The organism is Streptomyces sp. NPDC028991, assembly GCF_055564775.1.
On sequence record NZ_JBVHVP010000003.1, the window covers coordinates 499,068 to 521,175 of the forward strand.

General features: G+C 72.6%; 24 protein-coding genes and 2 pseudogenes. 10 read left to right on the plus strand and 16 right to left on the minus strand.

Annotation, left to right across the window (positions count from 1 at the left end; all coding sequences use genetic code 11):
* The first annotated feature begins 35 nt into the window (after positions 1–35).
* Both ACZ4V1_RS09965 and ACZ4V1_RS09970 read left to right on the plus strand, forming a co-directional pair.
* On the plus strand, positions 36–548 hold the full coding sequence (locus ACZ4V1_RS09965; RefSeq protein ID WP_468332154.1) for a DinB family protein: 513 nt from the start codon (positions 36–38) through the stop codon (positions 546–548).
* 112 nt (positions 549–660) lie between these two features.
* Positions 661–1,179, plus strand: coding sequence for a hypothetical protein (locus ACZ4V1_RS09970; RefSeq protein WP_468332157.1), 519 nt, complete (start codon positions 661–663; stop codon positions 1,177–1,179).
* Between the two features lie 71 nt (positions 1,180–1,250).
* On the opposite strand, the gene ACZ4V1_RS09975 is transcribed toward ACZ4V1_RS09970, so the two are convergent.
* The 5 genes from ACZ4V1_RS09975 to fabG form a co-directional block, all read right to left on the minus strand.
* Positions 1,251–1,832, minus strand: coding sequence for a hypothetical protein (locus ACZ4V1_RS09975; RefSeq protein ID WP_468332160.1), 582 nt, complete (start codon positions 1,830–1,832; stop codon positions 1,251–1,253).
* A gap of 118 nt (positions 1,833–1,950) precedes the next feature.
* Positions 1,951–2,634 (minus strand): uracil-DNA glycosylase, encoded by a 684-nt coding sequence (gene ung / locus ACZ4V1_RS09980; RefSeq protein WP_468332163.1) that lies wholly within the window; start codon positions 2,632–2,634, stop codon positions 1,951–1,953.
* Positions 2,635–2,726: 92 nt separating this feature from the next.
* Positions 2,727–4,313: an ABC transporter substrate-binding protein gene (locus tag ACZ4V1_RS09985; RefSeq protein WP_468332165.1), complete on the minus strand. Its 1,587-nt coding sequence runs from the start codon at positions 4,311–4,313 to the stop codon at positions 2,727–2,729.
* A gap of 208 nt (positions 4,314–4,521) precedes the next feature.
* Complete coding sequence (locus ACZ4V1_RS09990; protein ID WP_468332168.1) at positions 4,522–5,283, minus strand: SDR family oxidoreductase; 762 nt, start codon at positions 5,281–5,283, stop codon at positions 4,522–4,524.
* Positions 5,284–5,342: 59 nt separating this feature from the next.
* Entirely contained in the window at positions 5,343–6,104 is a 762-nt protein-coding gene (fabG, locus tag ACZ4V1_RS09995; RefSeq protein WP_468332171.1) for a 3-oxoacyl-ACP reductase FabG, read from the minus strand.
* 272 nt (positions 6,105–6,376) lie between these two features.
* Between fabG and ACZ4V1_RS10000 the strand changes: the two genes are divergently transcribed.
* The gene (locus ACZ4V1_RS10000; RefSeq protein ID WP_468332174.1) at positions 6,377–7,153 is read left to right on the plus strand and encodes a hypothetical protein; all 777 of its coding nucleotides are present in this window, start codon (positions 6,377–6,379) and stop codon (positions 7,151–7,153) included.
* A 50-nt stretch (positions 7,154–7,203) separates the two neighbouring features.
* Here ACZ4V1_RS10000 and ACZ4V1_RS10005 read toward each other — a convergent pair whose 3' ends face one another.
* The 4 genes from ACZ4V1_RS10005 to ACZ4V1_RS10020 all read right to left on the minus strand — a co-directional run bounded on the left by ACZ4V1_RS10005 (position 7,204) and on the right by ACZ4V1_RS10020 (position 10,207).
* On the minus strand, positions 7,204–7,587 hold the full coding sequence (locus ACZ4V1_RS10005) for a DUF3037 domain-containing protein (RefSeq protein ID WP_468332177.1): 384 nt from the start codon (positions 7,585–7,587) through the stop codon (positions 7,204–7,206).
* Positions 7,584–8,339, minus strand: coding sequence for a HipA family kinase (locus tag ACZ4V1_RS10010; RefSeq protein WP_468332180.1), 756 nt, complete (start codon positions 8,337–8,339; stop codon positions 7,584–7,586). Before ACZ4V1_RS10010 ends, ACZ4V1_RS10005 begins: the two co-directional genes overlap by 4 nt.
* A 410-nt stretch (positions 8,340–8,749) precedes the next feature.
* Positions 8,750–9,412, minus strand: coding sequence for a phosphoribosyltransferase (locus tag ACZ4V1_RS10015; protein ID WP_468332183.1), 663 nt, complete (start codon positions 9,410–9,412; stop codon positions 8,750–8,752).
* 123 nt (positions 9,413–9,535) lie between these two features.
* Positions 9,536–10,207 carry a dienelactone hydrolase family protein gene (locus ACZ4V1_RS10020; RefSeq protein ID WP_468332186.1) on the minus strand — a complete coding sequence of 224 codons (672 nt, stop codon included), beginning with the start codon at positions 10,205–10,207 and terminating at the stop codon, positions 9,536–9,538.
* A gap of 422 nt (positions 10,208–10,629) precedes the next feature.
* On the opposite strand from ACZ4V1_RS10020, the gene ACZ4V1_RS10025 reads away from it, so the two are divergent.
* The gene (locus ACZ4V1_RS10025; RefSeq protein ID WP_468332189.1) at positions 10,630–11,121 is read left to right on the plus strand and encodes a Rieske (2Fe-2S) protein; all 492 of its coding nucleotides are present in this window, start codon (positions 10,630–10,632) and stop codon (positions 11,119–11,121) included.
* Positions 11,118–11,627 carry a pyridoxamine 5'-phosphate oxidase family protein gene (locus ACZ4V1_RS10030; protein WP_468332191.1) on the plus strand — a complete coding sequence of 170 codons (510 nt, stop codon included), beginning with the start codon at positions 11,118–11,120 and terminating at the stop codon, positions 11,625–11,627. The genes ACZ4V1_RS10025 and ACZ4V1_RS10030 overlap by 4 nt, the downstream gene beginning before the upstream one ends.
* On the opposite strand, the gene ACZ4V1_RS10035 is transcribed toward ACZ4V1_RS10030, so the two are convergent.
* Entirely contained in the window at positions 11,591–12,535 is a 945-nt protein-coding gene (locus ACZ4V1_RS10035) for a LysR family transcriptional regulator (protein ID WP_468332194.1), read from the minus strand. The genes ACZ4V1_RS10030 and ACZ4V1_RS10035 overlap by 37 nt on opposite strands.
* A gap of 74 nt (positions 12,536–12,609) precedes the next feature.
* Between ACZ4V1_RS10035 and ACZ4V1_RS10040 the strand changes: the two genes are divergently transcribed.
* Complete coding sequence (locus ACZ4V1_RS10040) at positions 12,610–13,578, plus strand: DMT family transporter (RefSeq protein WP_468332197.1); 969 nt, start codon at positions 12,610–12,612, stop codon at positions 13,576–13,578.
* A gap of 73 nt (positions 13,579–13,651) precedes the next feature.
* Here the strand turns inward: ACZ4V1_RS10040 and ACZ4V1_RS10045 are convergent, their stop codons facing one another.
* Positions 13,652–14,989 (minus strand): aminotransferase class I/II-fold pyridoxal phosphate-dependent enzyme, encoded by a 1,338-nt coding sequence (locus ACZ4V1_RS10045; protein ID WP_468332200.1) that lies wholly within the window; start codon positions 14,987–14,989, stop codon positions 13,652–13,654.
* Positions 14,990–15,024: 35 nt separating this feature from the next.
* On the opposite strand from ACZ4V1_RS10045, the gene ACZ4V1_RS10050 reads away from it, so the two are divergent.
* Together ACZ4V1_RS10050 and ACZ4V1_RS10055 are read left to right on the plus strand one after the other, a co-directional pair.
* Positions 15,025–15,714, plus strand: a complete 690-nt coding sequence (locus tag ACZ4V1_RS10050; RefSeq protein ID WP_468332203.1) for a pyridoxamine 5'-phosphate oxidase family protein — start codon at positions 15,025–15,027, stop codon at positions 15,712–15,714.
* Positions 15,714–16,033: pseudogene (locus ACZ4V1_RS10055) on the plus strand (hypothetical protein). Before ACZ4V1_RS10050 ends, ACZ4V1_RS10055 begins: the two are co-directional and overlap by 1 nt.
* 61 nt (positions 16,034–16,094) lie before the next feature.
* Here the strand turns inward: ACZ4V1_RS10055 and ACZ4V1_RS10060 are convergent.
* From ACZ4V1_RS10060 to ACZ4V1_RS10070, 3 genes are all read right to left on the minus strand, one after another.
* On the minus strand, positions 16,095–17,045 hold the full coding sequence (locus tag ACZ4V1_RS10060) for a DMT family transporter (protein WP_468332206.1): 951 nt from the start codon (positions 17,043–17,045) through the stop codon (positions 16,095–16,097).
* 188 nt (positions 17,046–17,233) lie between these two features.
* Positions 17,234–18,238 carry an EamA family transporter gene (locus tag ACZ4V1_RS10065; protein WP_468332209.1) on the minus strand — a complete coding sequence of 335 codons (1,005 nt, stop codon included), beginning with the start codon at positions 18,236–18,238 and terminating at the stop codon, positions 17,234–17,236.
* Between the two features lie 252 nt (positions 18,239–18,490).
* Positions 18,491–19,030, minus strand: coding sequence for a Clp protease N-terminal domain-containing protein (locus ACZ4V1_RS10070; protein WP_468332212.1), 540 nt, complete (start codon positions 19,028–19,030; stop codon positions 18,491–18,493).
* 220 nt (positions 19,031–19,250) lie between these two features.
* On the opposite strand from ACZ4V1_RS10070, the gene ACZ4V1_RS10075 reads away from it, so the two are divergent.
* Positions 19,251–19,418: a hypothetical protein gene (locus ACZ4V1_RS10075; protein WP_468332214.1), complete on the plus strand. Its 168-nt coding sequence runs from the start codon at positions 19,251–19,253 to the stop codon at positions 19,416–19,418.
* Positions 19,419–19,490: 72 nt separating this feature from the next.
* Here ACZ4V1_RS10075 and ACZ4V1_RS10080 read toward each other — a convergent pair whose 3' ends face one another.
* Complete coding sequence (locus ACZ4V1_RS10080) at positions 19,491–20,144, minus strand: PadR family transcriptional regulator (protein ID WP_468332217.1); 654 nt, start codon at positions 20,142–20,144, stop codon at positions 19,491–19,493.
* Between the two features lie 219 nt (positions 20,145–20,363).
* Here ACZ4V1_RS10080 and ACZ4V1_RS10085 point away from each other — a divergent pair.
* Positions 20,364–21,170 (plus strand): annotated as a pseudogene (locus ACZ4V1_RS10085) (PhzF family phenazine biosynthesis protein); the annotation flags it as partial.
* 71 nt (positions 21,171–21,241) lie between these two features.
* Here the strand turns inward: ACZ4V1_RS10085 and ACZ4V1_RS10090 are convergent.
* Entirely contained in the window at positions 21,242–22,069 is an 828-nt protein-coding gene (locus ACZ4V1_RS10090; protein WP_468332220.1) for a CPBP family intramembrane glutamic endopeptidase, read from the minus strand.
* Positions 22,070–22,108: the final 39 nt, after the last annotated feature.

Here is a 22,108-nt window from a genome sequence, read left to right on the forward strand (position 1 = left end):
GGTGGGCGTGGGTCTTCATCAGCGAGGATGCGGACATGACGACCGAACGCCGTGAACCCGCCGCCGACGCCGACGAACGCACCATGCTGGAGGGCTGGCTAGAGTACCACCGGCAGACCCTCGCGTGGAAGTGCGAGGGCCTCACCGACGCCCAGCTCAGGACCGCCTCCGTGGCCCCGTCCACGTTGTCCCTGATGGGACTGGTGCGGCACATGGCGGAGGTGGAGCGCAGTTGGTACCGCAGGGTGCTGGCGGACGAGGACGCGGACCCGATCTACTACACGGACGAGGACCCGGACGGCGAGTTCCGTCTCACCGAGGCGGACACCTGGCAGGAGGCGCACACCACCTGGCAGGCCGAGATCGAGGCCGCCCGGCGCAACGCGGCCGGCGTCCCCCTCGACGAACCGACCCGGGGCAGGCACCGGCGCACCGGTGAGCGCTACACGCTGCGCTGGATCCACACCCACATGATCGAGGAGTACGCCCGCCACAACGGACACGCCGACCTGATCCGCGAACGCCTCGACGGCGCCACGGGCGACTGACGTCAGCCTCGACGGCCCCGGAGCCTCCGTACGGGGCCGGAGATCACCCGTGCGGGGCAACCTCCGCTTGTCCGGCGCCGTGGCCGGAGCCCGACCCAGCAGAGTGGCGCGGGTGCATCGAACGACGACCACCGCAACGCTCCTGGTGACCGTGGCGGTCTCGGCCCTGACCGGTTGTACGACGGTCCACGGCCCGGCCGCGTCCGACCCGCCGGCGACCGGCGCCCGCTCGTCCGCGCCGCGCCCGGAGGGCCCGGCCGAGCCACGGGTCGTGCAGGCCCCGGCCCGTGAGGCGCTGGAGATGATCGGGCCCTCCCCGGCCCCCGGCCACACGTCCGGCGAGACGCGCCGTACGAAACCCGCGGAGGCGGACCCACCGCAGCGGAAACCCACCGCCGCCCGGTCCCGTCCCGAACGGCGACCGCGGCCCGCCCGCCCCGGCACACCGGAGCAGGAGAAGGAGCAGGAGCGGGGCCGGGAGCGACCTCGCGAAAAGGTCCCCGACGTGCCCCGGCCGACCGGCCGGGACACCGGCGGGAAAGCCGACGTCTGCTCGCTCGGCAAGAAGTACGGCGGCTGGCGTCCGGGCAGCCCGGAGGCGGTCATCTGCGAGCAGGCGTACGGCCACTGAGCGCTGACGCCCGCTGAGACCGGGAGCTGACGCCCGCTGAGACCGGGAAAGGACTACTGAACGGGCGCGGACTACGGCCACTGCCGTGGTGGTCCCCACCGCCCGTCGGGGCGGTCCGGCGGCCCGTCCGTGGTGGGGCCGGCGCCGCCGAACCGTAGTTCCAGTCGGTCGATGGCGGCGCGTACGCCCTCGCCGTAGCGGTCGGGGGCGAGGGAACCGGCCGCGCCGCGGGCGCGCCGCAGGTGTGCGCGGGCGGCCTCGCGGTGGCCGAGGCGGTCGTAGTCGGCGGCCAGGTTCAGGTGCAGCGAGGGGTAGAGGGCGCGGGCGGCGAGTGTGCTCTCGTGCCGGTCGGGGAGTGCGCTCTCCTGCCGGTCGGCGCCCCGGTCCCCGCACCGGTCCCGAGTGAGTTCCTCGGCGGCCGACAATGCCCGCAGGTCCCAGGCCAGTTCGTCCCCCGGGTCGTCCTGGGTGTCGGCCAGGTAGTGGGCCAGGGTGCAGCGGTGCAGCGGGTCGCCGTGCTCGCCGATCTCCGCCCACAGGCCGAGGAAACGGTGCCGGGCCTCCTCCCGGTCGCCCGCGTGGTGCAGCATGACGACCTGTCCGATCCGCGTCAGCACGGCGTCCGGCGCCGCCTGCTCCTGTCCCTTGGCCACCGCGTCCTCCGTGCCCGTCGTCGGCTGTTCCCGAAGACGCTAACCGCCCATACCGGTATTCCCGGTCAGGCGGCCCGTGACGCGCGCGGGCCGGTCGGTGGCCGGCCCGCGCGTCGGCTCAGCCGAGGTCGGGGATGGTCCAGTCGATCGGCTCGTGCCCCTGCCGCGCGACCGCCTCGTTGATCTGCGTGAACGGACGGGAGCCGAAGAACTTCTTCGCCGACAGCGGCGAGGGGTGCGCGCCCTTGACCACGACGTGCCGCGTCTCGTCGATCAGCGGCAGCTTCTTCTGCGCGTAGTTGCCCCACAGCACGAAGACGGCCGGATCGGCCCGGTCGGCCACCGCGCGGATCACCGCGTCGGTGAACAGCTCCCAGCCGCGTGCCTTGTGAGAATTGGCCTCGCCGGCCCGGACCGTGAGCACCGCGTTCAGCAGCAGGACGCCCTGCTCCGCCCAGGGCATCAGATAGCCGTTGTCCGGGATCGGGGTGTCCAGCTCCGCGTGCATCTCCTTGTAGATGTTCCGCAGGGACGGCGGCACCTTCACGCCGGGCCGGACCGAGAAGCACAGCCCGTGGCCCTGCCCCTCGCCGTGGTAGGGGTCCTGCCCGAGGACCAGCACCTTCACCCGGTCGTACGGCGTGGCCGCCAGCGCGGCGAAGACCTCTTCGCGCGGCGGGTAGACGGGGCCTGTCGCCCGCTCCTCCTCGACGAACTCCATCAGCTCCTTGAAGTAGGGCTGCTGCAGCTCGCCGCCCAGCACCTCGCGCCAGGACTCGGGCAGCATGGCGGTGTCGGTCACGTCAACTTCCTTACGCTGTGCGGTCGCTTCCAGTCCCGGAAAACCTACCGGCGACCACTGACAACCCAAGCGCCCACCCGCACGTACCGGCCCTACCAGCTGGTCTTCCGGTACAGCTGCCACATCATCATGATCGTCGAGGGGTCCATGGCCCGCTCCGCGCCCGAGATGTCCGCGCTGGCGGCCACGTACTGCTTGCCCTGCCACAGGGGCAGCAGCCGCGCGTCGTTCACGAGGATCTGCTGCGCCCGCTCGAACTCCTTCTCCACGTTGGCGCGGTCGCTCTCCCGGCGTGAGCGCGGGAGCAGCTCGCCGGTGATCTCCGGGGCGAGGTAGGGCGTGCCGAGGGCGTTCTGCTTGCCGACGAAGGGCGCGATGAAGTTCTCCGCGTCCGGGAAGTCGGGGGACCAGCCGCGCCCGAACACCGGGTACTCGCCCTTCTGGTAGCCCGTGACGTACGTCTTCCACGGACGGCTCTCGAGGGTGACCGTGAACAGCTCGGAGGCCTCGAGCTGACGCTTGATCTCCTTGAACTCCCGCGCCGTCTCGGAGCCGTAACGGTCGGTGGTGTACCAGAGGGTGAGCGGGACGGGCTCGGTGATGCCGGCGTCGGTGAGGATCTCGCGGGCCTTGTCGACGCTGGGGTCGCCGTAGTCGTCGAAGAAGCCCGTGGTGTGGCCGGTCAGGCCCTTGGGGACCATCGAGTACAGCGGGTCGACCGTGTCCTGGTAGATCTTGTGGGCGATCGCGGCCCGGTCGATCACCTGGGCGACGGCCTGTCGCACTTCCTTCCGGCTCGCCCACGGGTCCTCGGGGTTGAAGACGAGGTAGCGGATCTCCGTGCCGCTGCCCTCGACGAGCTGGAGGTTCTCGTCCTTGCTGGTCCTGCCCTGCAGCGTGATGATGTCGTCGGCCGCGAGACCGCGGTAGGTGACGTGGATGTCCCCGTCGCGCAGGGCCTTCACCATGCCGGCGGAATCCTCGAAGTAGCGGACGGTGACCGCGTTGTTGTGGCGGTCGGCGAAGCCCTTGTAGCGGTCGTTGCGCAGGAGTTCGGCCCGTTCGCCTTCCTGGTACGACTCGAGCGTGTACGGGCCGGAGCCGACGACCTCGCCGTCCTCGCGCAGGGCGTCGGCCGGGTAGCCGTCGGGCTCGACGATCGACATGGCCGGCGTGGCGAGCACGAACGGGAAGGTGGCGTCGGGCTTGTTGAGATGGAAGACCACCTCGCGTTCGTTCGGCGCCTGGACCCGTTCGAGGCTGCCCAGCAGACCGGCGGGACCGCCGTTGACGTTGATGTCCTTGATCCGGTCTATCGAGTGCTTGACGGCCTGGGCGTCCAGCGCGTCCCCGTTGGAGAAGGTCAGGCCCTCGCGCAGCTCGCAGCGGTACACCTGGTTCGTGGAATCGGTGAACGCGCACTGCTCCGCGGCGTCGGGCTCGGGCGCGGTCGCGCCGTTGGGGTAGCTGAGCAGCGTCTGGTAGACGTTGCGGAACAGCTCCCACGAACCGTCCCAGGAAGCGGCGGGATCCAGCGTGCTGGGAGGGCTGGTCGTCCCCACCACGATCGGCCCCTCGTCGTCCGAACTGTCGGACGACAGGATGCCGCATCCGGTGACCAGCGACGATATGGACACGATGGCCGCCACCCGCCGCAGGCCTCGGTTCCGGTTGAACACGCGCACGCTCCTCGATCCGCCGTACCAAGGGTCGGCAGACCATACCGCAGCGCCACGCCACCTGAACCCCCTTCTGAACAGGGGTTTTGATCATTTGGCGATGACTACGTTGTCATCACCCCGTGGTCTCGAAACGCGGACACGGGTGCCGATTTCGTGGGCGGCACCCGTGCCCGGGATCGGCCTCGAGGGCCGGCGACAGGCGGTATCAGGCCACGCCGGCGTTCAGGAAGATGCCGCCGTCGACGACGAGCGTCTGACCGGTGACCCAGCCGGACTGCTCCGAGGTGAGGAACGCGGCGGCGCCGCCGATGTCGGAGGGCACGCCGAGCCGGCCCAGCGGGTAGGCCGCGGCGGCCTCCTCCTCGCGGCCCTCGTACAGGGCGGCGGCGAACTTTGTCTTCACGACGGCCGGGGCGATCGCGTTGACCCGCACCCCCGGCGCGAACTCGTGCGCCAGCTGCGCGGTCAGGTTGATCAGTGCGGCCTTGCTGACGCCGTAGGCGGCGATGAAGGGCGAGGGCGACAGGCCCGCGACGGAGGCGATGTTGACGATCGCGCCGCCGTTGTCCTTCTGCCAGGCGTGCCAGGTGCGCTGGGCGAAACCGAGCGCCGAGATCACGTTGGTCTCGAAGACCTTGCGCGCGACGTTCAGGTCGAGGTCGGCGATCGGCCCGAACACCGGGTTGGTGCCGGCGTTGTTCACCAGGAAGTCGACGCGGCCGAAGGCCTCCATCGTGCGCTCGACGGCGACGGCCTGGTGGGCCTCGTCGTGCGCCTTGCCGGCGACACCGATGACCCGGTCGGCGCCGAGCTTGTCGACGGCCTCCTTCAGGGCGTCCTCGTTGCGGCCGGTGATGCAGACGCGGTCGCCGCGCGCGACGAGCGCCTCGGCGACGCCGTAGCCGATGCCCCGGCTGGCGCCCGTGACGAGCGCGACCTTGCCGGAGAGTCCGGGGAGTTCAGTCATTTCAGTGGTCCCTAGTCCCAGTGTTCCCTAGTCTCCGTGTTCCCTAGTCTCCGTGTCCCCTAGTCGAGCGGTCCGCCGGCCACGTACAGCACCTGGCCGGAGACGAAGCCGGCCGCCTCGCCGGTGAAGAAGGCGATGGCGTTGGCGATGTCGTCGGGCTCGCCGACGCGTGCGACCGGGATCTGGGTGGCGGCGGCGGCCTTGAAGTCGTCGAAGCCCATGCCCACGCGGTCGGCGGTGGCCTTGGTCATCTCGGTGGCGATGAAGCCGGGGGCGACGGAGTTGGCGGTGACGCCGAACTTCCCGAGCTCCTTGGCGAGGGTCTTGGTGAAGCCCTGCAGACCGGCCTTGGCGGCGGAGTAGTTGACCTGGCCGCGGTTGCCGAGCGCGGAGGACGAGGACAGGTTGACGATACGGCCGAAGCCGGCGTCCACCATGTGCTTCTGGCAGGCCTTCGACATCAGGAAGGCGCCGCGCAGGTGCACGTTCATGACCGTGTCCCAGTCGGCGGCGCTCATCTTGAACAGCAGGTTGTCGCGCAGCACGCCCGCGTTGTTGACGAGGATCGTCGGCGCGCCCAGTTCCTCGGCGATCCGGGCGATCGCCGCCTCGACCTGCGCCTCGTCGGAGACGTCGCAGCCGACCGCGAGCGCCTTGCCGCCGGCCGCGGTGATCTTCTCGACGGTGTCCTTGCAGGCCGCCTCGTCGAGGTCGATGACGGCGACGGCACGGCCCTCGGCGGCCAGTCGTACGGCGGTGGCGGCACCGATGCCGCGCGCGGCTCCGGTGACTACGGCGACCCGCTGCTCAGTGGTGGACATTGCTGCTTCTCCTCGTCCTGGGGATGCGGCCCATGCGGAGCGACGCGGGGCGCCCGGTGGTGAGCGACCGCTTAGTACCTTCCGCAGACGTGACGCTAGAAGCCCTGGCACCCGGTGTCAACGGGACACCGGGCCGGTGTGATCCATTACCCGGGCCCCGTGGTGCGTCACCACGCCCGGCCCACCCGATCGGCCCAGCGCTGCGGGCCCCCGGGCCACCGGCGCCCTAGCGTTCGAAGCGCGAGCCACTCGTGGCCGGAGAGGAGGCGTCCATGCGCCGTCGTACCGGTGCCGCAGGCATAGCCGTCGCGATCGCCGCGATCGTGCCGCTGGCCTACCCCGCACATCCCCAGGAACCGGGCTCCTGGAATCTCACCCACCCGAAGGCGTCCCAGTCCGTCTTCGACAGCGAACCGGTCGACCCGGACCCGTTCGCACCTGACTACCTCGCCCCTGATCCGGACGCACCGGACTATCTCGCCCCTGATCTGGACGCACTTGCCGAAGACGTGTCGGACGGGGGCCGCCCCGAAGACGGCCTCGCCGAGGAAGGCAGGCTGGAACAGGGTGCAGTCGACGCGGGCCGACTCGACGAGTTCCGGCCTGACGAGGGCGGAGTCGACTCGGGTCGACCCGAACAGGGCGGAATCGGCCAGGGCCGGCCCGACGAGGGCCGACTCGACGAGGGCCGGCTCGATCAGGGCCGGCTCGACCAGGGCGGCCTCGGCCACGGCGGGATCGACGCCGCCGGGAAGGCGGACGGAGTCGCCGTCGGCGGGGCGCCGCCGAGGGGGGACTCGCTCCCGACCATCTCCGCGACTTCCATGCCGCGTCCCACCTCGACCCCGCCGGCCACGCCGGCCCCGGTCGCCACCACCCCGGTTCCCGCCGCCTCCCCCACCGTCGCGCCGACGCGTGGCACTCAGGGCGGCCTGGGCGGCGCCTCGGGTACCGGGCCGAGCGGCTGGGACATCGGCATCGGGCTGAGCTGCGTGACGAGTGCCGTGCTCGCGGCGGGCTACGCGATCAGGCGCCGCCGGCGCGCCTGAGGCGAGGGCAGGCGGGCACCGCTACCGCACCAGAGGGCACGCGGGCACCGCTACCGCACCAGCAGATCGAGGAGCCGTTCCGTCTCGGCCGCCGGGTCGGCCGTGAGTCCGGTGTGGACGGGGCCGGGCTGGACGATCGTGGAGCGGGGGGCGATCAGCCAGCGGAAACGCCGGCCGGGGTCGTCGCCGGCCGCCTGGCCCGCCGCCTCGCCGCCCGCACAGACGCCCTCCACGGCACCGAGGGCCGCACGCACGCCGGGCAGGTCCACGTGTGGGTCCAGGGCCAGCAGCCTGCTCTCGTCGAGGTGGGTGCGGGCGCCTACGTAGGACTTGCCCCGGCAGTACACGAGCACCCCCGCGTTGACGCACTCCCCGCGCTCGACGCGGGGTACGACGCGCAGCAGCGCGTACTCGAAGACGTGGCGGTCGCTCACCGGCCCCCCTCGATGCGGTCGTGGATCGTCGCGGCCCGCGCGAGCAGCGGCCGGGCGTAGGCGCGCCGGAGGTCGTCCGGTGTGGCGAAGCCGGGCTCGTCCAGCAGCCAGGCGTCCGGGATCTCGGCGGTGACCTCGGCGAGGAGTTCCTCGGTGACCAGGGGCGCGAGTGCGGCGGCGGCCGCGCGGACGTCCGGCGCGAAGCGCACGAGGGCGTGGTCGGAGGCGTCGTAGGAGCGGGCGGCGGAAGTCTCGGCGCCGGGCCAGTTGTGGTGCCAGATCATGGTCGCGCCGTGGTCGATGAGCCACACCTCGCCCCGCCACCGCAGCAGGTTGGGGTTGCGCCAGGACCGGTCGACGTTGTTCACCAGCGCGTCGAACCACACGATCCGCCCGGCCTCCTCGGGGCTCACCTCGAAGGCGAGCGGGTCGAAGCCGAGCGCGCCGGAGAGGAAGTCCATGCCGAGGTTGGTGCCGCCGCTCGACTTGAGCAGTACCTGCACCTGCTGGTCGGGCTCACCGAGCCCGAGCACCGGATCGAGGCCGACCGTCACCAGGCGCGGCACCCGGAAACCCAGCCGGCGGGCGAGTTCGCCGCAGACCACCTCGGCGACGAGCGTCTTGCGCCCCTGTCCCGCGCCGGTGAACTTCAGCACGTAGGTCCCGAGGTCGTCTGCCTCGATCAGTCCCGGCAGCGAACCGCCTTCGTACAGGGGGGTGCTGTAGCGGGTGGCGGTGACATGTTTCAGCATTCCCGAAGTCAACCTGCTTGTTTGCCCTTGTTTTCCATGGTCGCCCGCTGGGGAGTTCGGACCGGCATGCTGACCTCCCTGCCTCCCTGCCTCCCTGCCTCCCAGCAGCACATCGATGGCGGTCCGCCCCTTGCTTCCGGCTTCTGGCTTCTGGCTTCTGGCTTCTGGCTTCTGGCTTCTGGCACGAAGTGTGCATAGTAACCGAGTGTGATCGTCGGTGAGGCGCGTCCAGGCCACCGGCCACGGCGGGACTCGGCCCCGACACGGCACCCCGCCGGAGACCACGGCCGGGACCGAGCACGACGCCTGTCCGGTTCCGCGGGCCGATGACGTCGGGAGGCGGACACCCCGGCATCCATGGACACGGCCTCGGTCGCCGAGGAGGCGCGGTCGGCACCGGCCGCCGGTCATCAACTGCTGCGTGTCGAGGCCCGGTGCCCGTTCAGGATCTCGATGACCTCGTCGTCGCCGACTTGGTCGAAGTCGTCGTACCAGAGGCCGACCGCCTGGAAGGGCGAGGGCTGCCGGAGGCAAACGACGTCGTCGGCTTCCGAGCGCATCTCCGCGGCGGTCTCCGGGGCGCCGACGGGAACAGCGAGGATGAGCCGGGCAGGCCGCAGTCGCCGCAGATGGCGGAGGGCGGCGCGTGCGGTGGCACCGGTGGCCAGCCCGTCGTCGACGAGGACCACGGTGCGGTCCTCGACGTCGGGTGCGGAACGGTCGCCCCGGTAGAGCAGGGCGCGGCGTTTGAGTTCCTCGCGTTCCCGGGCCACGTCCTGGACGAGGCGGTCCTCGCTCAGGCCCAGCATCTGAAGGGCCCGTTGGTCGAACAGCGGCGGATCGTCGCCCACGACTGCGCCGATGCCTGTCTCCGGCCTGCCGGGGAGCCCGATCTTCCGTGCCACCAGCACGTCCAGGGGGGCGCTGAGAGCCAAGGCGACTTCGGCGGCCACCGGCACGCCGCCGCGGGGCAGCGCGAGGACGGCAGGGTGGGGAAGCCGGCCGTCGGCTGCCCACTCGGTGAGTCGCAGACCGAGTTCCTGCCCGGCTGCCCGGCGGTTGTGGAATCGCATGATGTCGTGTCCGCCTCTCTGCGTCGCCGATCCGTTCCGGCAACGGGCCGAGCGACCTGGGGGCGGTCGGCTCGGGGGCCGTCCTCGCGCACGGCTCGCTGCTCGTCCGGGCCCGGCGTGCTCTCAGCCCGGACGCTCATCGTCCGCTCCCTCCCTGACATGGTCGCGGAACCAGTCGGCAGCGGCTTCGGTGACGTTTTCCAGGGCCCCGGGTTCGGAGAAGAGATGCGTGGCGCCCGGTACGACGTGGATCCGGTGGAAGGCCGAGAGCCGTCCTGCGGCCTCACGGTTGAGACCGAGGACCGGCAGGTCGCCGCCCCCGACGACGAGCAGGACCGGTGCGGCGACCAACGGGAGCGCGTCGCCCGCCAGGTCCGGTCTGCCTCCCCGGGACACCACCGCGGACACCCTTGCGGGTCGTCGCGCCGCCGCGATCAGGGCGGCCCCCGCTCCCGTGCTCGCCCCGAACAGGCCCACGGGCAGGTCGGCGGTGTCCGGGCGCCGCTCCAGCCAGTCGACGACGTCCACCAGACGCCGGGCCAGCAAGGCGATGTCGAAGCGAAGTCGCCCCGTGACGGTGTCCTCGCGTGCCTCGTCCTCGGTCAGCAGGTCCAGCAGCAGCGTTCCCATTCCGGCCCGGCGCAGGCCGGCGGCGACAGCCCGGTTGCGTGGGCTGAGACGTGAGCTGCCGCTGCCGTGCGCGAACAGAACCATGCCGCGCGGCCCGGCGGGAGTGTCCAGGTCCCCCGTCAGGGCCACGTCTCCCGAGGGGACACGTACGGTTTCGCAGACCATGGGCGCTCACTTCCCTGAGCCTGTCCGCTGCCTGGGTCGGGTACCCGGGCGGACGACTCGACACGCCCCACTGGTCCGCCCGGGGGTTCTGGCTCGTGGCCGGCCTGGGATTCCTGTCATGAGCACGAAAGCGCCCGGGCGCCGCCGGAGAAGGCCCACCCCGCTGCCCGGGCCCGACTTCCGGGCCGGGGCGGGCAGTGGCACCACGACGCCGACGAGGAGTTCACCGACGGCACCGGATACCGGAGCTCTCCGTGCGTGGAACCGTGGCCGGTGCCCGGCCGACAGCGAAACGACAGGCGTGTTTTACGCCCGCCCGACCGGCGGCACGACAGCATCACGGCACGGTCTGAACAGCACGTGCCCCGGGGCCGTACCTCTCGGCAGATCATCACGCATCCACCCCGGAAGGGAACCCCAGCATGACCAGCGCATCGTTTCACCCCGCAGCGGGACCGGCCCGTCGTACCGTCATGGCGGCGGCCGGAGCGGCGGGGCTCACCGTCGCGCTGACCGCGTGCGGCGGCTCGGACGACGACGCGTCGAGCGACACCGGCGCCGCCGGCTCGGCTCCCGCCTCCGAATCGGCGGGCGGCGACGGTTCGGACGGCGGTGAGAACGCCGGAGCGGCGCTCGCGGCGACCGCCGACATCCCCGAGGGCGGCGGGAAGGTCTTCGCCGACCAGAAGGTGGTGGTCACCCAGCCCGCGGCGGGCGAGTTCAAGGCGTTCTCCGCCACCTGCACCCACCAGGGGTGCGCGGTGAAGAGCGTGTCCGACGGTGTCATCAACTGCCCCTGTCACAACAGCAACTTCTCGATCACCGACGGCAGCGTGCAGAGCGGTCCGGCACCCAAGCCGCTGCCCGCCGTGCAGATCACGGTCAGCGGGGACTCGATCCAGTTGGCCGGATGACCGTCACCCAGCGCCGGGGCCGGAAGATCATGATGACGTCCGGCGAACTGGACGCGTTCCTCACCACCCAGCGCACCTGCCGGGTCGCCACCGTCTCGGCCGACGGCGCACCGCACGTGAGCACGCTCTGGTTCGCCTGGGACGGCTCCTCGATGTGGCTCTACTCGGTCGTGCGCAGCCGGCGCTGGACGGACCTGCGGCGCGACCCCCGGTTGGCGATCGTGGTGGACACCGGTGAGGAGTACGACGAGTTGCGGGGCGCGGAGCTGTCCGGCCGGGTGGAGTTCGTGGGCGAGGCACCACGCACCGGCGAGCTGTACGCCGAACTCGACTTCCCGGAGACACTGTTCGCCCGGAAGAACTTCGGCCTGGAGGAGATGCCGCACGACGGCCGGCACGCCTGGCTGCGGCTGACGCCCGAGAAGGTCGTCTCCTGGGACTTCCGCAAGCTGGCGCCGCCGCAACCGGATCAGCCCACCCGACCGCCCACCCGACCGCTCACCTGACCCACCTCCTCGACCTCCCTCGCCGTCGCCCGCAACGCCTCCACCGCCGCCCGGATCGACGGGCGGCGGTCGGCGTCCGCGCGCCAGACGACGTACACGTGCCGACGCACCCGCTGCCTCAGCGGGGCGGTGACGACCCCTTCGGGCATCGGATGGCGCCCGAGCAGCGGCGCGATGCACACGCCGAGCCCCGCGGCCACCAGGCCGAGCTGGGTATGGGTCTCGGCGGCGCGATGGCCGATGATGGGCTCGACGCCCTTCGAGCGCAGGGTGAACATCAGCCACTCGTGGCAGAACTCGCCCTCGCCCCACGTGATCCACTCGTCCTCGGCGAACTCGGCGAGGTCCACCTCGTCCCGGCCCGCGAGCCGGTGGCCGACCGGCAGGGCCACGTCGGCGGGGTCGTCCAGGAGTCTCGCCTTGACCAGGCCGTCGGGCAGCGGCATGGGCTTGTTGTACCAGTCGAGTACGACGGCCACGTCGAGGTCGCCGCGCACCACGCCGTTGACGCCGCGTTCCGGCTCCAGCTCGCAGGAGCGGATGCGCAGCGCGGGATGCTCGGCGCGCAGAGCGGCCAGCGCGGCGGGGAAGAGCCCGCGGGCGGCCGTCGGGAACGCCGACAGCCTCAGTTCGCCCGCCACCTGCCCGCGCTGCGCCTCCAGTTCGGCCTGGGCCAGCTCGACCTGGGAGAGGATGCGGGCCGCGTGTTCGGCGAGCAGCCGGCCCGCGTCCGTGAGCCGCACCCCCCGCCCGTTCTTGGCCAGCAGCCGCTGCCCCGCCTCCCGCTCCAGCTTGGCCATCTGCTGGGAGACGGCCGAGGTGGTGATGTGCAGGCCGGCGGCGGCACCGCTCACCGACCCGTGCCGGGCGAGGGCGTCGAGGGTGCGCAGGCGCTCCAGATTCAACATGTAAGCAATACTACGAGATATTGCTTGCAGAATTTCGATTGTGCTACGAGGACGACTCCCTCATCGTTGCCTGCATGAGCAGCAGCGTCACGTCCTCCCCCGCAGCCCGCCGTGTCTTCGACTGGCGGCTCCGCTTCGGGCTCCTCTCCCTCGTCTGGGGTTTCAGTTTCCTCTTCATGAAGGTGGGGACGGAGAGTTTCGCCCCGTTCCAGGTCACGCTGGGACGGCTGGTGTTCGGTACGGCCGTGGTCGCCGTGGCGATGGCGGTGAAGCGGGAGCGGCTGCCGCGCGGGGCGTGGACCTGGGTGCATCTGGCCGTCGCCGGGTTCCTCCTCAACGCGCTGCCGTTCTCCCTGTTCGCCTTCTCCGAGCTGACGATCCCGTCGTCGCTCGCGGGCATCTGCAACGCGACCTCGCCGCTGTGGGGCATGGCCCTGTCGCTGGTCGCCCTGTCCGAGGACCGGCCCACGCGCCGACGAGTGGCCGGCCTCGGCATCGGCTTCCTCGGTGTCCTGACGGTGCTGGGTGTCTGGCAGGGCTTCCACGGCCTGGACGTCACGGGCACGGCACTGGCCCTGCTGGCCTCGCTCAGCTATCCGATCGGCTGGATCTACGTCCGCCGCACACTGGCCGGCTCCAGCCACTCCCACCTCTCGCTCACCGGCGCCCAGCTGGGGCTCGCCACGCTGCAACTGGCCGTCGTGACGCCGCTCTTCACCTCGATGCCGACCGGTTTCCCGGCCGTGCCCCTGCTGGCGGTCGCGGCGCTGGGCACCCTCGGCACCGGACTCGCCTTCCTGATCCAGTACGACCTGGTGGCCGAGGTCGGCCCGACGACGGCCCAGATGGTCACGTACTTCACCCCGGTCATCGCCACCGCCGCGGGCGTCGCGCTGCTCGGCGAGTCGCTGTCCTGGTCGACGCCGGTCGGCGCGGTGATCGTCCTCGCCGGTGCGGCACTGACCCAGTCCCGGCCCGGCGCGGCCAAGGGCACCGCGGAGCCGGCCCGGCGGACACGAGAGAGCGAGAAGGCCACGACGTAGGCGGGACCACCCGCCAGGCAACGACGCGGACCCGCCCCACACGCCCGGCCCACGACACAGACCGACCCACCCGTCAGACATAGCGCCGGTGCGCCCCCGCCCCCGCCCCGACCACCGCCGCGACCGCGTCCGCCAGTGGGCCGGTGTCCTGGTCCGTAAGCGTCGAGACGGTGATCCGGATGCCGGGCGGGGCGCTCACGCGGAAGCGCGCGCCGGGGGCCACGGCCCACCCGGCGTGCAGCAGCCGGGCGACGGCGCCGGTCTCGTCCGGCACCGGGACCCACACGTTCATGCCGCTGCGCCCGTGGGCGGCGATCCCGCGTTCCGCGAGGGCGCCGAGCAGCCGGTTCCGGCGCCGCCCGTACTCCGTGGCCACCGCGTGCGCGTCCACGGAGCCGTCCGCCCACAGCCGGGCCACGGCCCGCTGGGTGACCCGGCTGACCCAGCCGGGACCGAGCCGCTGCCGCCCGCGCACCCGGTCGAGGGTGACGGCGTCCCCGGTGAGGACGGCGAGCCTGAGGTCGGGGCCGTACGCCTTGGCGGCCGAGCGGACGAAGGCCCAGCTGTGCGTCGTACCGGCCAGTGGGTGCAGGGGCAGGTCGACGATGCGGTAGCCGTGGTCGTCCTCGATCAGCAGCGTCTCCGGGTGGTCGCGCAGTACCGACCGAAGGGCACGCGCGCGCGTGGCGCTCACCGCGGCGCCCGTCGGGTTCTGCGCGCGGTCCGTGACGACGAGGGCGCGGGCGCCGGCCGTGAGGACTCGCCGCACGTCGTCGGGCAACGGCCCCTCGTCGTCCACGGCGACGGCGACGGTACGCAGGCCGAGCGCGGGGACGAGGTCGAGGAGGCTGCCCCACCCCGGGTCCTCGACGGCGACGGCGTCGCCCGGCCTGAGGTGGGTCGCGAGCACTCGTTCCATGGCGTCGAGGGAGCCGGACGTGACGGCCACGGGCCCGTCCGGCACTCCGTCGGCGTCGAGTTCGGCCCGTGCGAGGTGCACCAGTTCCGGATCCTCGGGCGCGTGCCCGTACAGCACGGGCTCCCGGTCGCCCTGTTCGGCCGCCGCGGCGAAGACCGGCCCCAACGCGGGCAGCAGCGCCGGGGCGGGGTTCCCGGCGGACACGTCGCGCACACCCTCGGGCACCTCGACCCGGATGAACTCGCGCCCCGTGGTGGCCGGTTTCGAGCGCACCCGGCTGCCCCGGCGCCCGGCCGTCTCGATGACTCCGCGCTCGCGCAGGGTGCGGTAGGCGGCGGCCACGGTGTTCGGGTTCACCCCGAGCCGCTGCGCGAGCTCCCGCATCGGCGGCAGCGCCTGCCCGGGCTCCAGCTCCCCCGAGGCCACCGCACGCTCGACGCTCGCGGAGATCTCCGCTGCGCCCCGTCCCGTGATCATATACTCTCCTAGCACAAAGCCAATTATGCACTAGTGCAATGGAGAGCGCCATGCAGGAGACCACGCGGACGCAGCCGCCGTCGCCCGCCACCGCCTACACGCCCACCGACCGCACCGTCCCGACCCGCTCCTCCGACCGGGCCTCCTACGACAAGGAGCTGGTGCACTCGATACTCGACGAGGGCTACGTCTGCCATCTCGGCTTCGTCCGCGACGGCTCCCCGGTGGTGCTGCCGACGCTCTACGGCCGGGTCGGCGAGCGGCTCTACGTGCACGGGTCGACGGGTTCCCGCCCGCTGCGGATGACGGGCGCGGCCGACCCGGGCCTGCCGGTGTGCCTGACGGTGACCCACGTGGACGCGCTGGTGCTGGCCCGCTCGGCCTTCCACCACTCGATCAACTACCGGTCGGTGGTCGTGCACGGCACCGCGTACGAAGTGACGGACCCGGAGGAGAAGCGCACGGCCCTGGACGCCCTGGTCGACCACGTCGTACCCGGCCGCTCCGCCGACTCCCGGCCGGCCGACAAGAAGGAGCTGGCGGCCACGGCCGTGATCCGCCTCGACCTGGACGAGGTGTCCGCCAAGCTGCGCACCGGCGGGGTGAACGACGAGCCCGAAGACCTCGCCCTCCCCCACTGGGCGGGCCTCGTCCCGCTGCGCAAGGGGTACGGCACCCCGGTCGCCGACCCGGGTCTGGACGCCGGCACGGCGCTGCCCGACTACCTTTCTGCCCCGTGATGCTGGTCCATCCCCGGGACGCGCCGTACGGCGACGCCGAATGGCGGCAGTGGCTGTCCGTACACGACTTCGGCCAACTCGCCGTGAGCGGCCCACCCGTACGCCAGGCTGCTGTCCGCGATCCGCGATCCACGGGCTGCGGGCTGCGGGCTGCGGGCTGCGGGCTGCGGCTGGAGGTGACCGGCGTGCGGGCGAAGTTCAGGTACGCCGGCAAGCGGTCCGATGAGGTCCGGAACCGGATCGCGGCCGGGCTCGCCGAGCGTGCGGCCCGCGTGACGCCGCGGCGCGCGAGCACCTGGTGCGCCGCGGCACGGTCTGACCGGAGCCGGCCCTCGTGCGCGGCCGGGTAGGGGCCTCCCCTGTCGAGAGGCCCCCCGCCGTCACGCCGGCGCCGGTCGCGTCCGTGCCTCCCGCGTCTCCGCGACCGCGAGCCCCGCGACCGAGCCGAGCATCAGCAGCGTTCCCGCCAAGGTCGCCGCGGTGAGGTGCTCGCCCAGCAGCAGGACGGCCAGCGCCGCCGCGCTGACCGGCTCGAGCAGCATGATCACGGAGACGGTGGCGGACCGGACGACGGCCGCGCCGGCGAAGTAGAGCCCGTAGGCGAGGGCGGTCGGGACCGCGGCGACGTACGCCAGCAGCCACACGAGCCGGACCGGCTCGGCGGTGTACGGCACCAGGCCCTCGGCGAGGGCGAACGGCAGCAGGCACAGGCTGGTGACCGCGAACGCCCCGGCCGACGTACTGGCGGCGTCCGTCCCGCCGTCCCGCCCCCACCAGCGGGTGAGCAGCGTCATCACCGAGTACCCGGCCGCGGACAGCAGCGCGAGCAGTACGCCCGGCAGGCGGACCGTCGTGCTTCCGTCACCGAGGACGAGCACCACGAGCCCGGCGAGCGCCCCGACCACGGCGGCGGCCCCGCCCCGGCCCAGGTGCTCCCCGAGGGCGAGGCGCGCGCCGAGCGCGATCAGCACCGGGCCGGCGCCGAGCGTGACCACGGTGGCCACGGCGAGTCCGGTGGACTGCACCGCGGCGAAGTAGGCGGTCTGGAACACCGCGAGGCCGAGGCCGGTGACGACCGCCCGCAGTGCCTTGCGGGCGAACGGCTCGCGCACGGCCGTCCGTCCGCTGCGCCCGCGCGGGCGCAGCGGACGGACGGCGAGCAGCAGGGCGAGCCCGGCCGCGCAGCGCCAGAAGGACAGGGCGACGGGCCCCATGTCGCTGGCCCGGTAGACCAGCGAGGCGGCGGCACCGGCGGTGCCCCAGGCGACACCGGCGACGATCAGATAGAGGAGGCCACGCCCGACGGGCAGGCCTGAGACGGCATTCGACACGAGTTCTCTCCGCAGACGCGCACAGGGCGCGGAAGTTCGAAGCGGCCCCGGAACGGCCGGGGGCGCGGGGACTTGCGTCTGCGGGCAGCATCGTCCGGCCCGGCGACAGCGCGCCGGGCTGATCGGAGGGCCCGCCTCAGGCGGCCGGAGGCGGGAGGACGAGTGCGTCGGAATGCATGATCCGCACCTTAGGTCGCCGTTCCCCTGCTGGACAACTCCCTTTCGGGTCCGCCGCTCGCCACCGGATCCGCGGAGCCCTTCGCGGGCGTCGACGACTGGGCGATGAAGGCGCCCACCAGGACCACCACGCCGCCGATGATCTGCGGGGCGGACAGGTGCTCGCCGAGCAGCACCCACGCCAGGACCGTCGCGATGACCGCTTCGAGGCAGGCCACGACACCCGCGACCTGCGGCGAGAGGCGGCGCACGGCGACGATGCCGGTGACGTAGGCGAGAACCGTGGCGATGAGCACGATCCAGGCCAGCAGCAGGGCGGCGGCGACGGGTGTGCCGTCCATGGGGACGGAGCGGGCGAGGACGGACCAGTCCATCGACCAGGGGCGGGCGACGACCGTGAGCACGGCGGCCCCGACGAGCAGACCGTAGGCGATGACGCCGAGCGGGTCGGGCGCCGCGTCGCCGGCGTCGCTGCCCTGGTCGGACAGGACGAAGTAGCCGACCTGGCAGCAGGCGGCACCGAGCGCGAGGAGCAGTCCGAGGGCGTCGAAGCCCAGTCCCGACCAGACCTCCACGACGCAGGCGAGTCCGCCGACCGCGAGGACCACGCCGAGCGCCGCGGCCCGCGTCACCGGCCGCCGCTGCACGAACCGCACCCAGCCCAGGACCAGCGCGGGCGCCAGGTACTCGACGAGCAGCGCGACGCCGACGGGGATGCGGGAGATCGCGGCGAAGTAGCAGGCCTGGACACCGGCCACGGCCAGCAGCCCGAAGCCGGCCAGCAGCCCGGGCCGACGGCGCAGCAGCGCGCGGTGGCGCACGGCGAGCGGCAGCATCACCAGAGCGGCGCCGGCCACGCGCAGCCACACCACGTGGAGCGGGTCGAGTCCCGCCTCGATCAGCGGCTTGGCCGCTACCCCGGACCCTCCGAAGGCGACCGCGGACGCGAGCGCCAGGCCGAGCCCGGCGCCCCTGCCGCGGCGGCCGCCGGCGCTTTCAGACGTATGCACCGGCACATGATGGCAGGGGACGACATGACCGTCACCCCCAATGACCCCTGTCTCACCGACTGGACGTCCACGAGGACCACGCCCACGGGAACGAGCCGGTGACGACACCGGAGGACAAGCCCCCGATCAGCCGATGCGAGCCGGTCCCGACCCGGTGCGAGCCGCTGCCGGGCCGATCCCGAACCGGTGCGAGCGGGTGCCGAGTCGTTGCGAGCCGCTGGTGATCCACCGCGCGGCCACCGTTCGGCCGGGACGGGCTCAGGGCGTCGGCTCGCAGCGGTTCTCCACGCGGGCGAGCACCGTGCGTGCGTCGATGGCGGCGCGGCCGAGCACCTCGACGGCCCGCGCCTGCGGGTCCGAGACGAGGGCGGCGAGGAGGTCGACGCCGCCGGGACGGTCCGCTCCGCGCCGGACGGCGCGTGCGCGGGCGCCCTCCATGGCCGCCGCGGCCAGTGGCGAGAAACCGGCGACCCCGGTCACCACGGGTACGGCGCCGGAGTCCTCCACGGTGCTCTGCCAGCGCAGGCCGTACCCGATGCTGCGCTGCACGAGGTAGCCGAGCAGCCGGGCGACCTGGGGTCCGTCGCCGAGGACAGCGCGGGCCTCGGGGTCGCACTCGAGGAGGGAGTGCAGCAGATGGGCCGTGTCGATCTGCCGGTCCCCGTCCCGCACCGCTCTGCGGCGGGCGCCGGAGACCACCGATGCCAGTTCTTCGCTGGACCGGGCGTCGAGGTCGGTGCCGTCCGAGCGCCGGCCGCCTTGCTCGCCGGCCGACTGCCGGGGGATACGGGATTGCACATCCCCTAGCTCATCAGCCCTTCGAGAGCGGGTCATCCCCGGCGGGAAGCATTTTCCCGTCCCACGCAGAGTGGACGCGGCGGGCCGGAATCTCCTCCTTGGGGAGGAGATCAAGCCGTTTCGCCCTGCCGGGCGCGTGCCGCCTTGCAGTGCGCCCCGGGGGGCAACCGAAGCGTGCCGCCGCGGGTCCAACAGGGGCATGAGGAGCAGGTGCTGGCTCGTGGCCCTGCCTGCGGTCGACGGCAGGCAGTACGTGTACCGGGTGGACGCCCCGGCGGAGGCGCTGCTCGCCGACCTGTTCTGGGAGGCGTGGCACTGCCATGACGAGAGCCCCTTCCCGCGCGCGTGGGATCTCTTCGACGCGGCGGTGATACGGCGGGTCGACTGAACGCCCCCACACACACGAGGGTGCCCCGCGGAGCGATCCGCGGGGCACCCTCGCGACGACGGCCGTACCGGGTCAGTCCTCGTCGGCGAGGATCAGGTACAGCTTCTTGCGGGCGTCACCGATGACGGCGAGCGCCTTCTCCCGCTGCTCCTTGCTGCCGGTCTTCCAGACCTGGCCGAAGGCCTCCATCAGCCCGAACCCGGCCTGCCTGACGTCGTTCAGGGCTTCCCAGTCGACGCCCCGCGAGGCCTCCTCCCAAGGAGCGTCCGGGCCTTCCTCGGCCGCGGTGCGGCCCGCCTCGGTGAGCGCGAAGAGCTTCTTGCCGCCCTCGCTCTCGCTGGCGATCAGGCCCTCGTCCTCGAGCAACTGAAGGGTGGGGTACACCGAGCCGGGGCTCGGCTTCCACGCCCCGCCGCTACGCTCGGCGATCTCCTGGATCATCTCGTAGCCGTGCATCGGCCGTTCCTTCAGAAGGGCCAGGATCGACGCCCGTACGTCGCCGCGCCGTGCCCTCCCCCGGGGACCGCCGCGCCCTCGGCCGCCCCAGGGCCCGCCGTGGCCGAATCCGGGCCCGAAGGGACCGCCGGGGCCACGGCCACCACCGGGGCCACCCGGCCCGAACGGGCCGAAGGCCGCGCGCCGGCCGTCGGAGCCACCGTGGCCGAAGGGGCCACCCTCTCCCCGGCCGTGCCCACCGTGTCCACCCTCGTATCCGTGGTTACGCATCGCCATCACTCCATCCAGTCGTTGATCTGTCGCGATGCTTCAACGATATATCGGTATGCCGCAGGCGGCAAGCCCTCCCCGATGGACCCGGGATCGCGACCCGGTCTTCGCCGCCTGTTGCGGGACCCGGTCCACGCAGCCCTTCCCCGCCCGGGAAGCAGTCCAGGAATCGTGAATTGGCCTTGGTCCGCGGCTTCGCGGAGCGTCTAGCTTCGGGCCATGCGCATCCGAATCGTCGACGCCTTCACCGACCGGCCGTTCGCCGGCAACCCCGCCGGGGTCCTGATCCTCGACTCCTTCCCGGACGAGGACCGGCTCCAGCAAGTCGCCTTGGAGGTCAACCACGCCGAGACCGCGTTCGCCCACCGCCTGCCCGAGGGCGGCGAGGCCGACTGGGCGCTGCGCTGGTTCACGCCGGCCACCGAGGTCGCCATGTGCGGCCACGCGACGCTCGCCACGGCCCACGTCCTGCGCACCACCGGCGCCCACGAGGGCGCGGTGCGGTTCGCCACCCGCAGTGGCGTCCTCGTCGCGACGCCCCGCGAGGACGGCTCGATCACCCTGGATTTCCCGACCGCGCCGCTCACCGCCGTCGAGGCCCCGAAGGGTGTCGCCGAGGCCTTGGGGGCCGAGCCCCTCGCGGTCCTCGACACCGGTCCGAACATCGGGGACCTGCTGGTCGAGGTCGCCGACGAGCGAACGGTCCGCGGCCTGACCCCGGACCACAAGGCGCTGGCCGCCCACTCCGAGCGCGGCATCATCGCCACCGCACGCGCGGAGGACCCCGCCCGTGGCTACGACTACGTCTCCCGGTGCTTCTTCCCGAACGTCGGCATCGACGAGGACCCGGTCACCGGCAGCGCCCACACGGCCCTCGCCCCCTTCTGGTCCGAGCGCCTCGGCCGCCCCTGCCTCACGGGACTGCAGGCCTCACCCCGCTCCGGCCGCGTCCGCACGGAGCTGCACGGCGAGCGCACACTGCTGAACGGGCACGCGGTGACGGTGATCGAGGGCGAGCTGCTGGCCTGGCCGGGCGGAGGCCGGCCTGACCGCGCCGAGGGGACACGGGGAGAGGCTCCCCCGGCCTCCCCTCCGCATCACGCCGTCGGCAGCCAGTCCACCTTCCCGGCCAGCAGCGCGTAGCCCACGAAGGCCCCGATGTCGAGGAGCGAGTGCGCCACGACCAGCGGGCCCACTCGCCCCCAGCGGCGGTACAGGTACACGAACACGACGCCCATCACCATGTTGCCGATGAAGCCGCCGATGCCCTGGTAGAGGTGGTAGGACCCGCGCAGTACCGAACTGGCCGCCAGGGACGCCCCGGGGCTCCAGCCGAGCTGGTCGAGCCGGCGCAGCAGGTAGCCGACGACGATGACCTCCTCCAGGACGGAGTTCTGCACCGCCGAGAGGATCAGTACGGGGTACTTCCACCACACCTCGGGCAGCGCCTCGGGCACCACGGTGAGGTTGAAGCCGAGGCCCCGGGCGGCCAGGTAGAAAGCGATACCGGTGCTGCCGATGACGGCAGCGACGGCCGCCCCGCGGCCGAGGTCCGGCCACGGACGGGTGCGGTCGAAGCCGAGGGTGCGCAGGCCGCGCCCCTCCCGCAGCAGGAAGTGCGCGACGAGGGCGACCGGGACGAGCGCCGTGGTGATCCCGAACAGCTGCCAGGCCAGGTCCAGCCAGGGACGGCCGGGCGCGGCGGAGGCGTTGAGGGTGGCCGCCTGGTCCTTGAGTCCGCCGGGCCGGGTGACCGAACCGATGAAGCTGATGAGGGCGGACACGCCACTGGCACCGAGCGACAGCGCCAGGACGAGCAGCGTCTCGTCACGCAGGATCCGCCGCGAGAGCCGCTCGTCGGTGACCGGCCCCCCGTCCACCGGCTTGTGAGGGAACGAATCGTCCACCGGGCCCGCCTCCGCCATGCACACCTGCCTCCAGCTGGGACGTCACAGCTTGCCCGA